This window comes from Arcicella rosea (assembly GCF_040543805.1).
Classification (GTDB): domain Bacteria; phylum Bacteroidota; class Bacteroidia; order Cytophagales; family Spirosomataceae; genus Arcicella; species Arcicella rosea.
The window spans coordinates 130,793-148,179 of the sequence record NZ_JBEUMS010000015.1 but is presented as its reverse complement, the minus strand read 5'-3'; the positions used below and the strand labels follow the sequence as shown (position 1 = coordinate 148,179).

The following is a 17,387-nucleotide window of genomic DNA, read 5'->3' as shown; positions in this document are numbered from 1 at the left end:
ATTCAAAAACTAATTTTGAATCCCACTTTTGAAACTAATTTTTAAATTACTTTGCATAATTTACAGCTCTCATTTCACGAATAACCGTTACTTTGATTTGCCCTGGATACTGCATTTCTTTTTCTATTTTTTGAGAAATATCATAAGATAGCATACTTGCTTTTTCATCAGATACATTTTCAGAATCTACCAATACTCTTAATTCTCTACCAGCTTGAATAGCATAGCATTTCTGAACACCGCTGAAACTTACTGCTAATTCTTCTAATTCTTTTAAACGACGCATGTAAGATTCCATCATCTCACGTCTAGCTCCCGGACGAGAACCCGAAATTGCATCACAAACCTGAATGATTGGCGAAATCATAGAAGTCATTTCAATTTCATCATGGTGAGCACCAATCGCATTGCAAACTTCTACATTTTCCTTATACTTTTCAGCCAATTGCATCCCTAAAATAGCGTGAGGCAATTCAGCTTCTTCATGCCAAACTTTACCAATATCGTGTAATAAACCAGCACGTTTAGCCAACTTCGCATTTAAACCTAGTTCAGCAGCCATAGTAGCACAAAGTTTTGCTACTTCACGAGAGTGTTGTAAAAGATTTTGTCCATAAGATGAACGGAAACGCATTCTACCAACCATTTTAATTAACTCTGGATGTAAACCGTGAATACCTAAGTCAATCACAGTACGTTCTCCAATTTCGATGATTTCTTCATCAATATTTTTCTTCGTTTTTGCTACTACTTCTTCAATACGAGCTGGGTGAATACGGCCATCTTGTACTAAACGGTGTAATGACAAACGAGCAATTTCACGACGAACTGGGTCGAAACCAGAAATAATAATCGCTTCTGGCGTATCATCAACGATAAATTCTACACCAGTTGCGGCTTCTAAAGCACGAATATTTCTACCTTCACGACCAATGATTTTACCTTTCACATCGTCTGATTCAATGTTGAAAACAGATACACAGTTTTCAATTGCATTTTCAGCAGCCGTTCTTTGAATGGTTTCAATAACTACTTTTTTTGCTTCTTTCGTTGCGGTTAATTTAGCTTCTTCAATTGTATTTTTGATGATAGACGAAGCCTTCGTTTCAGCCTCAGCACGCAAAGCATCAATCAATTGTTGACGAGCTTCTTCTGCCGTTAAGCTTGCAATTTTCTCTAATTGCGTTACTTGCGAAGCCAACATTTCTTCAGCTTGTATTCTTTTTCTATCAGCCTCTTCAGTTTTCTTTCTAAGATTTTCTTCTTTAGAAGTCAACGATTGTTTTTGTGAATTTAAGTCAGATTCTAATTTCTTGGTTTGTTCCATAGAAATCTGAATATTACGCTCACGCTCCTTTAATTTTTGCTCATTTTGAACCAAAATCTGCTTTTTCTTATTTGAATCATCTTCAAATTCTGAACGAAGTTTTAGAAACTTTTCTTTGGCTTCGAGTATTCTATCTTTCTTGATGTTTTCTGCTTGTAATTCAGCATTTTTGACAATATCTGCAGCTTTGGAAGTTGCTTCTTCTTCAATTCTCTGGGTATTCTTTGCAAAAGCAAATTTACCGACAAATATTCCCGCTATCAGCGAAGCAACTGCGGCAATGATGGGAGTTAGCATTATTTATATCGTTTTAGTTAATAGTTTTCGTGCATTTTGTGATGCAATCCGACCAACTATTGAGTGAAAAAAAGGAACTAAAACAGACAGATGCCTTGAATGTGAAAAGAAAAATAAACGTTGGTATTATCTTATTTAAAATTGAGAATGTTATTTCAAAAATAAATCAAACAAGTAAACTAGAAATTTGTATGGCGTTGTTTTTGGAAACGAATCCAGTCAAAATCATGTCGTTAGAATGTATAAGGTTTAATTTATGGAATTCAGTTACTTGTATTAATTTTATAAAGGATGATTTAATTCGCTCAATTTTATACAAAAACGTTTAAACAAATAATAAAGAAATATATTAATTCATTCTGTAACAGAACTTAATAATTTGTCCAATTCAGAAACCTTCCCCATCACTGATTTTTGAAGATCACTGTGTTTGGCACCAAATTTAAGGTTACTCATTACAAAATCTAAAGCAACAATTGCTAACAGACGTTGGTGAGATTCAACCTTTTTCGTTTCTCGATAAGAATCCATTTTTTCATTAATCAACTTAGCAGCCTTGCGAACGAATTCCTCTTCTTCTCTACCTACAGATAGGTTGAAGGGTTCATGGGCAACGACTATATTACAAGGGACTTTCTCGGCCATTATATTCAAGTTTTAAATTAAAAGTTTTCAGTTATTTAGTTAATGAGACTATGAACTATTAAACGATTGATTTTTGAAACTTTGTTATTTACTAAGTTGACTAATACACTTGTCTATTTCTAAGATATATTGGTCAAGTTTTTCTTTCAATTCGGCATTATTGCCTGTACTATTTAGATTGTTTACTGCAATCTTACTGATTTTATCTGATTTTTTAAAGTTTTTTATTCTTTGGTTTAATTTTTTATTTAATTCTTGGTTTTCCTTTAATGTTTCCGCCAAGGTATTTTTCAGCGATTCGTTTTCTTTATTGGCTTGTTCAAGTTTATTCTTCAGTTCTTTATATCTCAAGACGACATTCCTTAGTTTTACTTCTAAGGCCTCAAATTGATTCCGAATTTGATTGTCAGTTATCATGCCGTCTGTTTGTGATTTTTCCTGTAAACTCTTTAGATATTAAAAATCTAAATAAAAAACGATACATTATTGAAAAGCCTAAAATTTATATTGGCTTTAATCCTATATAAATACAAAGTTCTATAATTTACTCGAAAAGTTTATGTTTTTATCTTAAAAAAGCATACTTATCTCTGACTTTCAGTGGAATAATTGTCTTTCGCTCAATCAAAACAACACTTGCCGTGTATAAACTCAATAATAAGAAATGGTAGGGGATAGAAATCCATAGATTTTCGATATGAATTTGCATGGTACAATAAATTAACACGCCCGCAGAAATGATATAACCAAAGCCAGAGAAAATTTTATAAGGTACTGGATAATACTTTTGACCGAAGTAATAACACAGGGCTGTCATCGAAAAGCATGAAATCAAAAAAGCGACAGCACAGCCCATATAACCCATTTTGGGTATGAGAATAAAGTTGAAAAGAATAGTAATGGCTAAACCCGCAAAAGTGATTCTAGTACCAAAATAGGTTTTTTTATTCAGTTTGAACCAAACAGAAATATTATAATAAATACCTAAGAAAAGATTAGCCAAAAGTAAAATGGGTACTACTTTCATGCCTTCCCAATAGATTGGTTTTCGTAAAAACAATACTTTTAAAATATCAAGATTTAAGCATACTCCAAGCCAAATAAATACACAAGTAATTAAAAACCATTTTGTAACATCAGCCAAAGTTTCTGGTGAATTTTTGTCTTCTGCTTTTGCCAAGAAAAATGGTTCAGCCGCATAACGAAAAGCCTGAGTAGCCAAAGCCATAAAAATGGAAAGTTTATAAACGTTGCCATAAATGCCAAGGGCTTCTTGAGAAGTACGATTGGGATAAAAACCTTCGGGAAGTAATCTTTCTAATAAAATTCTATCAAACATTAAATTGAATGTACTTGCCAAGCCCATCACCATGATTGGGTAAGCGTATATCAATAAGTTTTTTAAAACGGCTTTATCAAACTGAAATTTGAAGTCTTTGAATTCAGCTCTTAAAAAGTAAAAGAAACAAGCATTGGCAAGTAGGTTTGCTAAGAAAATATAACCAGCACCAACACTTGGTAAATACAGTTTCTGAGCTAATGGTTGTAAGAAAAGTAAATAATCTCCTTCTGCAATTTTTTTGAATCCTAATAAGAAAATAACGTTTAGTAAAACGTTTACCAGAATGTTGAAAATTTTGGCTTTGACAAATTTTTTGGTTTGTTTTTCTAATCTCAAACGTGCAAAGGGGATGGCAGTAATGGCATCAATCGCTACAATTAATGAAATCCAAATTAAGAAAATTTCTTTGCCAGGAAAACCTAAAGCTGTAATAATGGGCGTTGAAAAAACAATGAGTATTCCTGAGAAAATACAACTACTAACAATAATGGCAGATTGAATGATATTGTAATACTTGGCTTTATCGTCTGCTGCAAAACGGAAAAAAGCTGTTTCCATGCCATAAGTATAAATAATATTAGCAATGGCTACGTAGGCATAAAGCTTTACATTTACGTTAAGCTCTTTTGGCAAAAAAGCCGCTGTATGAACAATCACCAATAGAAAATTTAGTGATCTCCCCAAAATAGTACTTATGCCATACGATGCTGTTTCGCTCGCTAGTTTTTTTAAAACACTCATGTTAATTATAATTGTGTGTCAAACAATCATTTAGCTTTTGTTTGAATTCAATGCGAATGCAATTTACAAGTACTTATGTGTTATTACAATTTAAGGGTGAAATGATGAATCAAAATTATTTTTAAAAATAAGTACAAATACTTATTGTAGTATGAGTATTTATACTAATTTTGTGGCATAATAATCAATTCGTGGTTGAATTGTGCTTTTAACAGAGCTGAGTGATTAAACGCCCCAAATACGTTTAATCACTTTTTTTTGTGCCGTAAAATAAAAAACGAGCATTTTTAGATGCTCGCTTCTTGAAGAATTTCTATATGTGGCTTAATTACTAAGCTTAAATTAAAGCTGATAATGTTTTAATTCAATTAAGTTTTCAGGTAAAGCTTTTGCTGTCCAATACTTATGAATTGAAAGTGCTGCTCCTAACGAAGTGGCTTGAGCTACCGATGCTGCATAAACTTCCAACGTTGGAAATGCCATAGCCAGAAGTTTCATAAAGATTTCATTCTTTCCAAAACCACCATCTACAAAGAGTTTTTTCACAGGCGAATTATTCAATACTAATTCGGTAGCAATTAATTGTTGAGCAACGATGTCGATAATTAATTGGTGATAAGCTTCTTCGTAATTACTAAAAACTGTTAAATCTCTACTTCCAAAAAGTGATTCTTGCAATGGCGGACGTTTTGCTTCTCGCAAATGGTCGTCATCACCATGCAATTGACTTTCCCTTAATGCTTGTAAAAGTTCGTCGTTACATTTTACTGTTTTGTAATAATCATTTGCCAAATTGAAATGCGAAGCCAAACGTTTGGTTTGTTGTTCGTGTTCATATCCTGCAAACAATCTTGAAGCTTTTACGGGTTTACCTTCATAGTGCATGTACGACAAACAATCGTATTGCAATTCTTCAGCACTGAGTGGAATATGATTGAAAGGATTCAAACTTATACACCAAGTACCCGTTGAAAGTAAAATAAAAGGTTCTGTAAAACTCGCCAAGTAAGGAATCAAAGCTGCCGAACTATCGTGTAAACCTACGCCTACTTGTAATTCATGTTCGCCAATACTTTGCTGTTGAACTTGGTTAGAAGGGAAAATTGGTGCTAATTTCTCGTCAACTCCTTCTTCATGTACCCATCTATGATAAGTATTTTTAGTGAAGTCCCAAAGGTTTGTGTGGCAACCAATACTTGTAATATCTGAATAATAATTTCCTGTAAACAAGAAATTCAAGTACTGTGGCAAATGAAGCGAATACTTGATTTTAGCGTATAATTCAGGCTTTTCGTATTTCAGACGATACAAAACCATTCCAGAATTCAAATTCCCTAATACTGGTGAAGCCGAAATTTGTGAGAATTTCTGTTCGCCATCATAAGTATCGTAAAACTGCTTTTTTAGATTTTCTGGATACGTTTTTAAATAATTATACAAAGGTGCAATGGCTTCGCCATCAGCATTAAGATGAACAAAGCTTGCTCCGTAAGTTGAAAAGTTTAATGCTTTTATAGCAAAATCAGGAAGGCTTAGTACCTCCTCAAACGTTTTGGTTACCCATGAGTTGAGGAGGTCTAAATCTTCACAATTATCACCATCTTCGTCTTTGGTTTCGTCGAATTGGGTTGATTTTTCTAAAACAATTTTATACTGTTCGTCAAAGAGAAACAGTTTTTTATTGGTTTTGCCAATGTCAAAAATCGCAATGACAGAAGTTTTATTTGCCATACAACATTAAAGCCCAGTAGAAACGGCTTTCAAGCCTCTTTCTTGAATCAAATTTTCTCTAATTTTCAAGTTACGATACAATGCAATTGGATTCAATGCACCACCAGCACGAAGACGAGCCTCTGCTACCAATGCACGAACGTCAGTACGGAAAGCATCTTGCAAAATTTCCTGACAACGCACTACATCATTTTCTTCTTGAGCAATTTCTAAAGCTTTTTTATCAACCGATAATGCCTGAGCATAAGCAGTCATGATAGCTTCAACAGATTGTAATAAATCTTCTAAAGGATCTTTCACGTTGTGTGAAGCATCAATCATCCAACCTAAATCTGTAGCGTGATTCATTCCTCTTGCATCCATTCCTTCTACTAATTCGTTGAAGATTAAGAACAATTGGTATGGCTTCAAAGCACCAGCCGTTAAATCATCATCACCATATTTAGAATCATTGAAGTGGAAACCACCCAATTTGCCTTCCATTAATAACAATGAAACGATTTGTTCGATGTTAGCATTTGGCAAATGGTGACCTAAATCAACCAAAGTAAAGGCTTTATCACCTAATTTTTTAACGTATGAATACGACTGTCCCCAATCACCCACAGTTGTAGAATAGAAATTAGGTTCAGCACATTTATATTCTAAGAACAATTTCCAGTTATCTGGTAAAGCTGCGTAGATTTCTTCTAAACTTTCCAAAGTATTTTGGTAAGCTTTACGGAAATTTAATTGACCTGGAAAACAAGAACCATCAGATAACCAAACCGTTAAAGATTCAGAACCCAATTCAATTCCTTGTTTGATTACTTCAATGTTATGGTCAATCGCTTGTTTACGAATGGCTTTATTAACGTTTTGAAGTGAACCGAATTTATAAGAGTACTCTTGATTAGCTTGGTCTTGGAAAGTATTTGAGTTTACTGCATCGAATTTCAAACCATGTTGTGCCGCCAATACTTTGATTGCTTGTGCGTTTTGTGGTATGTCCCAAGGAATGTGTAAAGAAATAGCACCACTTGCTTGGTTTAATGAATGAAGTAAACCTACATCTTCAATTTTTTCTTCCAAACTTCTTGGTTCTCCGCCGCCTGAAAAACGACCAAAACGGGTACCACCAGTGCCTAAAGCCCAAGAAGGAATCGCAATTTGGAAATCAACTAATTTTTGAATGATATTCTCAGCATTTTCAACTTCTGAAAGTGTGTATGCTAATTTACGTTGATGTCCCGCAAGTACATCTTCGTTATGTGATTGGATTTTATATTTTTCGAGTTGCATTGGAGAGAAAGGAAAAAAGATGAATTTTAAATATGAGTTATGAATTATTAATTATGAGATGTTTCAAGTTTCCTTTTTCATTCACATAATTCATAATTACTAACTCATATCTAAATTACTAACTCATAATTCAATTAACGATAGAAGCCCATTGCCACACCGCCATCTACGTTCAAGGCATTTCCAGTTGATTTACTTAATAAACCACCTACAAAAGCAAAACAAGCATTAGCAATATCGTCTGGAAGAATGATTTCGTTCAATAAAGTACGTTTTGCATAGTAAGCTGGTAATTCAGCTACTGTGATTCCGTAGGCTTTCGCACGACCTTCAGCCCATCCGCCTGCCCAGATATTTGAATCTGAAATTACAGCATCTGGATTTACTGTGTTTACTCTGATTTTGTCTCCGCCTAATTCTGCCGCCATCAAACGAGTTAAATGTGCTTGAGCAGCTTTAGCAGAACCGTAACCAGGGTTGTTTGGCCCAGCAACTACAGCATTTTTAGAAACAATATTTACGATGTCGCCACCTAAATTTTGTTTACGCATCATCGCCACACCTACTTGTGAAACCAAGAATTGACCTTTTACTAAAATGTCATATAATCTATCCCACTCTTCAATTGAATGTTCAGCGATAGATTTTGAAATACTAATACCAGCGTTGTTTACTACGATGTCAACACCACCAAAAGCTAAAGCGGCGTCATCAAAAGCTAAAGCGATTGAAGCCGCATCTGTAACATTTAATAAAGTAGAAGAAACGGCATCTTTACCGAATTTGCTAACAAACTCAGCCTTTGCGCCGTCTAAACGTTCTTGGTTGATGTCGTTGATTACTACGCAAGCACCTTCTTCTGCAAATTTCTTAGCGATTGCCTTACCAATACCACCAGCTGAACCAGTGATTAAAGCGATTCTACCAGAAAGAGCTTTTGGTTTTGGCATACGTTGCAATTTCGCTTCTTCCAACAACCAATATTCAATATCAAATGCTTCTTGACGTGGCAATGAAGTATATTCAGAAACAGCTTCTGCACCTTTCATTACGTTCACAGCATTTACATAGTATTCTGAAGCTAAACGTGCTGTTGTTTTATCTTTCGAGAAAGTAAACATTCCTACGCCTGGGTAAAGAATTACCACTGGGTTAGGGTCACGCATGGCTGGTGAATTGTCTCTTTTGCAAGTATTATAGTACTCTGTGTACATCGCACGGTAAGCTTCAAAAGCAGGTTCTAATTTTGCTTTGATAGCGGCTACGTCTGTCAAATCTTCGTTTGGTTCTAATTCAAGAACTAAAGGAGAGATTTTAGTACGTAAGAAGTGATCAGGACAAGAAGTACCAAGTGGTGCTAATTTTGCTAAGTCGTTTGAATTTGTAAATTCTAATACACGAGCATCATCCGTGAAATGTCCAATCATATTACGATATGAAGAACAGAAACCACGTAAGATAGGAGCAATAGAAGCTGCTTGTTTCTTACGATCAGCTTCTGGAAGACTTTCAATTTTTTGTCCACCGAAAACTGGTGCTTTTTTACCATAGTTTGCTTCTAAGTATTCAGCACATTTTTCGATTACTTCTAAAGTATTGATATAAGAATCGAAAGAAGTATCGCCCCAAGTAAACAAACCATGTGAACCCAACATGATACCTTTTAATTTGATACCACGAGAAGCTGCTTCTTCCAAACATTCACGCAATTGAAGACCCAAGTCGAAACCTGGACGTTGCCAGCCTACCCAGCCGATTTCACCGTTAAATAATTCTTCAGTGATTTGCTTACCGTCTTTTGCTGCTGCGATGGCAATGGCTGCATCTGGGTGCAAGTGGTCGATATGAGCAAAAGGTAAAAACCCGTGAAGAGGAGTATCAATAGAAGGAGCTTTAGAAGCTAAATCGAAGATACAGTGGTTGAATAATTCTACCATTTCATCTTCGAATTCGATGCCACGATACACGTTTTCTAAAGCACGAAGTCTGTCAACATATAAAGCTGCGCAACCTGATTTTTTCAAAGTACCGATGTCACCACCAGAGCCTTTAATCCACATCACATCAGTTTGATTTCCCGTTAATGGGTCTTTATCTACGATTTTAACAGAAGTGTTTCCACCGCCATAATTTGTTAAACGGAGATCCGCTCCTAAGAGGTTTGAGCGATAAATGAATAAAGCTACTTCGTCGCCTGCTAGTTCAGCAGCTTTGGCTTCGTCCCAAAGATAGCTTACGTATTTGAATGTCTTGGTTGCCATTTTTTTATAAAAAATATAATAATTAATGTTTAGCAAAACTAGAATTCTCCGTATCTTAAACCGTCCTGTACTATCATGCGGAAAAATGCGCTATAAATGAAGCAATCCATTGTTGGGTCTTACAAGATTTAATAATAGCAACTTTTTGGGCTATTTTTAGGCTTTATTGAAGGTAAAGCGCAAAATAAATAATAGAAATTTTAACCTTTTAATGATGGAACAATAGCATTTATTAAGTATAATTACTCTAAAAGTTGCATTTTAAGCTATTTAGCAAGGCTATTATGATAAAGGTTTGGGTGTTTTTTTTAAATTTGGAGGTATTATTGCATACAAGTGCATTAAGTGAATAGAATATTGCAATACTTTGCATCTTTTGGTATTTTACATATTAAAATTATAAATAAAATAGTAAATTTTTATTAGAAACTTATTGATAACCATTTATATAAAAAGGTATGAGTAAAAGTATAAGTGCGGAGAAGCTGCGATTGAATACTCGCAAAGATAATAAGGGGTGGAAAAAGTGGGGTCCTTATCTCTCAGAGCGGCAATGGGGTACAGTTAGAGAAGATTACTCAGCCAATCAGGATGCTTGGAATTCAGTGACACATGATATGGCACGTTCAATTGCTTATCGTTGGGGCGAAGAAGGAATTGCTGGTATTTCAGACAACAAATCTCATATTTGTTTTGCTTTGGCTTTTTGGAATCATAACGACCATATTTTAAAAGAACGTCTTTTTGGCTTAACTGGTAGCGAGTCTAATCACGGAGAAGATGTAAAGGAATTATATTATTACCTTGACTCTACGCCGACACACTCCTACATGAAAATGCTCTATAAGTATCCAATTAATTCATATCCTTATGATCAATTGGTTTCCGAAAGTAGAAAGCGTTCTCGTTTAGAGCCTGAATATGAAATCCTTGATACAGGTGTTTTTGATAACAATGAGTACTTCGATATTTTTATAGAATATTCTAAAGCAGACGAACAAGATATTCTTATCAAAATAACGGCTCATAATAGAAGTAAAAAGGCTGCGCCACTTACTATTTTACCAACTGTTTGGTTTAGAAATACTTGGAGCTGGGGCTACGAAAACTACAAGTACAAACCAATGATGACTGGTGTGGCGAAGAAAGCCATCGATATTGACAATAAAAATATTGGTCATTACAAACTGTACTGCGAAAATGCTCAGGAATTACTTTTCTGTGAAAACGAAACCAATTTTGAACGTCTTTATAAAGTAGGAAATGCTTCGCCTTATTGTAAGGATGGTATCAATGATTATATTGTTGATGATAAGAAAACCGCTATAAATCCGAATAACATTGGTACAAAGGCGGCGGCTAGATACACTAAAACCATTAAAGGTGGTGATAGTTATACGGTTAGACTTCGTTTGGTTGACCATTCTATTCTTGAACCATTTGGTGGTTTTGAAGATACAATGGATAAACGTATTCGTGAAGGAAATCAGTTTTATGAAGAAGTACAGCAAGGTGTAGAAAATCCAGAATTGTTAAAAATCCAGCGACAAGCTTACGCAGGTATGCTTTGGACGAAGCAATGGTATTATTATAATATCAACGAATGGATAAAAGGTGACCCTGCTATGCCAAAGCCTTCGGAATATAGAAAGTATGGAAGAAATGCAGGTTGGCGACACATGTATTCAGCCAATATATTATCGATGCCCGATAAATGGGAATATCCGTGGTTCGCAGCTTGGGATTTAGCCTTCCATACTTTACCATTGGCTAGGGTTGATCCAGATTTTGCGAAACGTCAATTAGCTGTAGTACTCCGTGAGTATTATATGCACCCGAACGGACAAATTCCTGCTTATGAATGGTCGTTTTCGGATGTGAATCCGCCTGTACATGCTTGGGCAACTTGGAAGGTTTATGAAATTGACAAAGAAATGAATGGCAAAGGCGATATTGCCTTCCTTGAAAAAATCTTTCATAAATTATTACTAAACTTTACTTGGTGGGTAAACCTAAAAGATGAAGGAGGTAATAATATTTTTGGTGGAGGTTTCCTTGGCATGGATAATATCGGAGTATTCGACCGTTCGGCTACTTTACCAACTGGCGGACGTTTAGAACAAGCTGACGGTACTGGTTGGATGGCAATGTACAGCTTGAATATGTTACGAATTGCCGTAGAAATTGCCTTGGAACGTCCTGTTTATCAAGACATGGCTTCAAAATTCTTCGAACACTTTTTGCATATTGCAGGAGCGATGCAATCGCTTGGAGGAGATGAAATAAGTCTTTGGGATGAAGAAGATCAATTCTATTACGATATGCTTCATTTACCGAACAATAATAGTATGTTGTTGAAAATCAGGTCGATGGTTGGTTTAATTCCTCTTTTTGCAGTAGAAGTCTTGAATCCTGAAATGCTTGAAAAGTTACCAGATTTCCGTCGCAGAGTAGAATGGGTTTTAGCGAATAGACCCGACTTAGCAAGTTTGATTTCCCGTTGGTATGAATCAGGTAAAGGAGAAAGTAGATTACTCGCAATTCTGAGAGGTCACCGTATGAAAATGATTATGAAAAGAATGTTTGACGAAACAGAATTCCTTTCTGATTTTGGTATTCGTTCACTTTCAAAATATCATTTAGAACATCCTTATCAGTTCAGAGTAAATGGCGATGTACTCAGAGTGGATTATACACCTGCCGAATCAACTGGAAGTATGTTTGGTGGAAACTCAAACTGGCGTGGACCAATTTGGTTCCCAATGAATTTCTTATTGATTGATTCGCTGATGAAATTCCAAGAATATTATGGAAACGATTATGAGGTAGAATATCCTACCAATTCGGGTAATATGGTGAGTATCAAAGAAGCAGCGATAAGTATTTCTGAGCGTTTGATAAATCTATTTACTGAAAACAGTGAAGGAAGACGTCCAATGTATGAGAAATACGAAAAAATGCAAAGCGACCCTCACTTCAAAGATTTGATTCTTTTCAATGAATATTTTGATGGTGATACTGGGAAAGGGCTAGGAGCTGCACACCAAACGGGTTGGACTGGTCTTGTAGCAGAGTTGATATTGAGTGTTTCTAAAGCAGAGAAAAATAGCTTTAAAGAAGCGAAAATTTAAAAGTTTTTGACTCAGCATTATAAAGCTTCAATTTCCATAATTTGCGTTAGTATATTAAGGCTATGTTTTTGATACTTCTCAGGAGTACACTAAACATAGCCTTAATTTTTGATTTAATGAATCACAAATTCTTGACTATTGTGTGAAAAAATAATACCTTAGCAAGCAAAAAACACGAAATAATGAACATTTTAAAAGATATTATTCAGCCTTTAATGGTAATTTTTGGAGGTATTTTTGCTTTGTACCAGTACCAAAAACAACAAAAGTTTAAGCGATTACAAAATTTATCTTCTTTGTGGAAATCATTTCTGGGAGATGAGAAAATGCTTGATTTATTCAATTTACTTAATCTTGCAGAAAAGAAAGACCCGCAAATAATAGAGGACATTAGAAGCTATGACCCAAAGTTGAAGTATAAATATTTGGCTATTATTGAGGAAGTTACTTTGTATGCAGATACTTTTGAAATTGATAAACCCCAAGCCAAATATCTATTTCAATGGCATTTTTTCTTTGCTTACCAATCTCCCGATACTGTTGAACATTTTTGGTATAATCTTGGGGGTTCAGAAGAAATGATGGCTTCTTACTGGGCAAAATCTCGAAATATTTCAAACGAGTTTTTACCCAGCTAAGACAAATCCTAATTCTTTACACCAACACCGAAAATAAATCAGGTTGTTCGTTCAATTTTTGATAGACTATATTTTGTTCAATCATTCGTTCTAACATGGGTTCATAATCCTCTTTGTGTTTCAGTTCGATGCCTAACAATACAGGACCAGATTCTCGGTTTGTTTTTTTCTGGTACTCAAATAAAGTAATGTCATCTTCTTCTCCCAATACATTATTTAAAAAATTCTTCAATGCGCCTGCTCTTTGTGGGAAACGAATAATAAAGTAATGTTTTAAGCCTTCATAAAGGAGTGAACGTTCCTTTATTTCTTCGGTACGAGTAATGTCATTATTTCCACCAGAAACCAAACAAACCACATTTTTACCTTTGATTTCCTCTTTCATAAAATCCAAAGCGGCAATGGTTAAAGCTCCCGCTGGTTCGGCTACAATGGCAGATTCGTTATACAATTCTAAAATAGTTGTACATACTTTGCCTTCTGGAACAACAATAATATTATCCAGCGTTTCTTTACAAATATTGAAAGTCTTTTCGCCAACACGCTTAACGGCTGCTCCATCTACAAATTTGTCAATGCTTTCCAATTCAATTACATGACCGATTTCAAGACTTGCTTTCATTGAAGCCGCACCAGCAGGTTCAACACCGATGATTTTGGTATGTGGAGAAAGTTGTTTGAAAACCGTAGAAACACCAGCCGAAACTCCACCTCCACCAATCGCCAAAATGATATAATCTATCTTAACATCCGAATCTTTAAAGATTTCAAGCCCGACAGTCGCCTGACCAGTAATCACATCCATATCATCAAAAGGATGAACGTAAGTAGCATTGTGTTCTTCGCAATATTGCTTGGCAGCATTTGACGCATCATCATAAGTATCGCCAACTAGCATTACTTCAATATCATCTTTCCCAAACATTTTTACTTGTTTGATTTTCTGATTTGGCGTAGTCGTAGGCATAAAAATCGTGCCTTTTACTTTCATTTTATGGCAAGCGTAAGCCATGCCTTGCGCATGATTTCCCGCAGAAGCACAGACTACTCCTTTTGCCAATTCTTCCGCAGAAAGCCTAGCCATTTTATTGTATGCACCTCTGATTTTATAAGAGCGAACAATTTGTAAATCTTCTCTTTTTAAAAAAATATTAGCATCATAGCGTTCGGAAAGAACAATGTTTTCGGTAAGTGGAGTATGAACTGCTACACCACGAAGGCGCTCAGCCGCTTCATAAATACTTTCGAGCGTGGGAAAAATAGCATCTTGTTTTTGATCTGTTTTATTAGCCATGTTGATGAAATAAAGCCTTTGATTTTTATTTTACAAATATAAGATAGTTTGTAAGGAATAAATACCCTTCCTTATTTTGAAAGTAAATTTCTGAATTCTAAGGGCGATTGATTCGTCAATTTTTTAAAATACTTCGAAAAATACGATTGGTCTGAAAAGTTTAATTGATAAGCAATTTCTGAGATTCCTAAATCGGTATGGGTTAAAAAACGCTTTATTTCCATAATCATTCTATCATTAATTAAATCTGTTGAAGTTCTTCCTGTTACACTTTTTACGGTTTCGCTGAGGTAATTAGGTGTGATGGAAAGTAAACTGGCATAGTCTTTCACCGATAAATTTTCCTGACTTTTTTCTTCTATCAATTGTTTGAAACGCTTCACCATGATTTTACCTTTACTGGTTTTATCGTCATAATTACTGAGTGGATAAATTCGCTTACACTGAATCAGAATTAAATCCAACAAAGCCCGAATGGCTTCTTCTGAATCAGTCAGGTTTTGCTGATTTTCGTAAATAGCATTTTTGAAAAGCTCGGTAATGACTTGTTTTTCACTTTCATTTTCCAAATAAATTGGTGGCGTTTCTTGATTCAAATTATAGAAAAACGGAAGTTCAAAAAGTTTATAAGGGTCAGTTTTATTAAAATGATAAAAAGAAGAAGTAAACAGAAAAATATAGCCTTTTACATCTTCAGAAAGATTTAATTCATGAATTTGTCCGGGTGAAAGAAAGAAAATCGTATTAGGCTTAATGGTATAATTCTGAAAATCAATCGTATGAATGCCTTCTCCTTGTGTAAGAAAGAGTATTTCATAAAAATCATCGTGACGATGTGGATATGTTACTTTAAAATTTCGATTGATATCATAGTGCTCAATCTGAAATTGAATCGTTTTTTCAGATTTATTATTAAACCTATCAATGCTATAAACGGGAATGTCAAGCTGTTTCATTTGATAAAATTACACAATTGCTTTTTTCTGTAAAAGTTTTAAAATCATCTGTTTAAAATAAAAAGTATTTGAGTAAATATAAATTAGCCATAAAAAGTACCTAAATAAAACACGAATTTACCATTCATTAATTAATGATTTTTATCAACTTTGTGCATATTTCAGCAATGTCGTGAATTTTAAGTATCGACAGCGTTCTTCAAAATCAAAAACATTCAAAAAATGGCAAATTATTTCAATACTCTTTCTTTAAGAGAAAAATTAAATCAGTTAGGTGTTTGCGAATTCATGGATAACACTGAATTCACTGACGGAGTAAGTGCATTAATCGGAAAGAAAATCGTAGTAGTAGGTTGTGGAGCACAAGGTTTGAACCAAGGTTTGAACTTGAGAGATTCAGGTTTAGATGTTTCTTATGCTTTACGTCAGGAAGCAATTGATGGAAAGAGACAATCTTGGAAAAGTGCTACTGAAAACAATTTCACAGTAGGAACTTATGAGCAATTGATTCCTTCGGCTGATTTAGTAATCAACCTTACGCCAGATAAACAACATACTTCAGTAGTAAACGCAGTAATGCCTTTGATGAAAGAAGGTGCTACACTTTCTTATTCACACGGTTTCAACATCGTTGAAGAAGGAATGCAAATTCGTAAAGATATTACAGTAATTATGGTTGCTCCAAAATGTCCGGGTTCAGAAGTACGTGCTGAATACGTTCGTGGTTTTGGTGTGCCTACTTTGATTGCCGTTCACCCAGAAAACGACCCAGAAGGAAAAGGTTGGGCTTATGCAAAAGCGTATTGCGTAGGTACTGGTGGGCACCGTGCTGGTGTGTTGAAATCATCTTTCGTAGCAGAAGTAAAATCTGACTTAATGGGAGAACAAACAATCCTTTGTGGTTTGTTACAAACGGGTTCTATCCTTTGTTTCGACAAAATGGTTGAAAAAGGAATCGATGCTGGTTATGCTTCTAAATTAATTCAATACGGATGGGAAGTAATCACTGAAGCTTTGAAACAAGGTGGTATTACGGCTATGTTCGACAGACTTTCGAATCCTGCGAAAATCAAAGCATTTGAAATTTCTGAAGAATTGAAAGACATTATGCGTCCGTTGTTCCAAAAACACCAAGACGACATTATGAGCGGAGAATTCTCTTCAACAATGATGGCTGACTGGGCGAACAATGACAAAAACTTGTTGACTTGGAGAGCTGCTACTGGCGAAACTGCTTTTGAAAAAACTCCAGCAGGCGACGTTAAAATTGCAGAGCAAGAATACTTCGACAACGGTTTATTGATGGTAGCAATGGTTCGTGCAGGTGTTGAATTGGCATTTGAAACAATGGTTGAAGCGGGTATCAAAGAAGAATCTGCTTATTATGAATCATTACACGAAACGCCACTAATCGCAAACACGATTGCACGTAGAAAATTATTCGAAATGAACTCTGTAATTTCAGATACTGCTGAATACGGATGTTATTTATTTGACCACGCTTGTAAGCCTTTATTAGCTGATTTCATGACAACTGTTGAAACTGACATTATCGGTACAAACTTTAATGCTGGTAAAGATAATGGTGTAGACAACAGAACTATTATCGCAGTAAACGAAGCACTTCGTTCACACGATATTGAATTTGTAGGTGCTGAGTTACGTCAAGCAATGACAGATATGAAAGCGATTTCTACTGTTGCTTAATCTTCATTTTTAGCATTTTTGCAAAAAATCTCCTAA

Annotated in this window: 12 protein-coding genes; 3 read left to right on the top strand and 9 right to left on the bottom strand. The window is 35.1% G+C overall.

The genetic code is table 11. The features are described 5' to 3' along the window. Positions 1 to 46 precede the first annotated feature (46 nt). The 7 genes from rny to ABID42_RS18545 form a co-directional block, all read right to left on the bottom strand. A complete protein-coding gene (gene rny, locus ABID42_RS18575) occupies positions 47 to 1,624 on the bottom strand; it encodes a ribonuclease Y (RefSeq protein ID WP_367284942.1) in 1,578 nt (525 codons plus the stop codon). 354 nt (positions 1,625 to 1,978) lie between these two features. Next, positions 1,979 to 2,269, bottom strand: coding sequence for a cell division protein ZapA (locus tag ABID42_RS18570; RefSeq protein WP_323256561.1), 291 nt, complete (start codon positions 2,267 to 2,269; stop codon positions 1,979 to 1,981). Positions 2,270 to 2,353: 84 nt separating this feature from the next. Continuing rightward, entirely contained in the window at positions 2,354 to 2,686 is a 333-nt protein-coding gene (locus tag ABID42_RS18565) for a hypothetical protein (protein ID WP_323256559.1), read from the bottom strand. Between the two features lie 148 nt (positions 2,687 to 2,834). After that, positions 2,835 to 4,352 (bottom strand): lipopolysaccharide biosynthesis protein, encoded by a 1,518-nt coding sequence (locus ABID42_RS18560; RefSeq protein WP_323256557.1) that lies wholly within the window; start codon positions 4,350 to 4,352, stop codon positions 2,835 to 2,837. A gap of 342 nt (positions 4,353 to 4,694) precedes the next feature. Then, positions 4,695 to 6,083, bottom strand: coding sequence for an FGGY-family carbohydrate kinase (locus ABID42_RS18555; RefSeq protein WP_367284941.1), 1,389 nt, complete (start codon positions 6,081 to 6,083; stop codon positions 4,695 to 4,697). Positions 6,084 to 6,089: 6 nt separating this feature from the next. After that, a complete protein-coding gene (locus tag ABID42_RS18550; protein ID WP_323256552.1) occupies positions 6,090 to 7,364 on the bottom strand; it encodes a sugar isomerase in 1,275 nt (424 codons plus the stop codon). Between the two features lie 134 nt (positions 7,365 to 7,498). Next, positions 7,499 to 9,625, bottom strand: a complete 2,127-nt coding sequence (locus ABID42_RS18545) for a bifunctional aldolase/short-chain dehydrogenase (protein WP_323325473.1) — start codon at positions 9,623 to 9,625, stop codon at positions 7,499 to 7,501. Between the two features lie 458 nt (positions 9,626 to 10,083). Here ABID42_RS18545 and ABID42_RS18540 point away from each other — a divergent pair, with 458 nt between their 5' ends. Both ABID42_RS18540 and ABID42_RS18535 read left to right on the top strand, forming a co-directional pair. After that, the gene (locus tag ABID42_RS18540) at positions 10,084 to 12,756 is read left to right on the top strand and encodes an MGH1-like glycoside hydrolase domain-containing protein (protein WP_367284940.1); all 2,673 of its coding nucleotides are present in this window, start codon (positions 10,084 to 10,086) and stop codon (positions 12,754 to 12,756) included. Between the two features lie 182 nt (positions 12,757 to 12,938). Then, on the top strand, positions 12,939 to 13,394 hold the full coding sequence (locus ABID42_RS18535; RefSeq protein WP_323256546.1) for a hypothetical protein: 456 nt from the start codon (positions 12,939 to 12,941) through the stop codon (positions 13,392 to 13,394). A gap of 16 nt (positions 13,395 to 13,410) precedes the next feature. Here the strand turns inward: ABID42_RS18535 and ilvA are convergent, their stop codons facing one another. Together ilvA and ABID42_RS18525 are read right to left on the bottom strand one after the other, a co-directional pair. Next, positions 13,411 to 14,688, bottom strand: coding sequence for a threonine ammonia-lyase (gene ilvA / locus ABID42_RS18530; protein WP_323256544.1), 1,278 nt, complete (start codon positions 14,686 to 14,688; stop codon positions 13,411 to 13,413). Between the two features lie 71 nt (positions 14,689 to 14,759). After that, a complete protein-coding gene (locus ABID42_RS18525; protein ID WP_367284939.1) occupies positions 14,760 to 15,644 on the bottom strand; it encodes an AraC family transcriptional regulator in 885 nt (294 codons plus the stop codon). Positions 15,645 to 15,866: 222 nt separating this feature from the next. Here ABID42_RS18525 and ilvC point away from each other — a divergent pair, with 222 nt between their 5' ends. Beyond that, positions 15,867 to 17,351: a ketol-acid reductoisomerase gene (gene ilvC, locus ABID42_RS18520; protein ID WP_367284938.1), complete on the top strand. Its 1,485-nt coding sequence runs from the start codon at positions 15,867 to 15,869 to the stop codon at positions 17,349 to 17,351. Positions 17,352 to 17,387 lie beyond the last annotated feature (36 nt).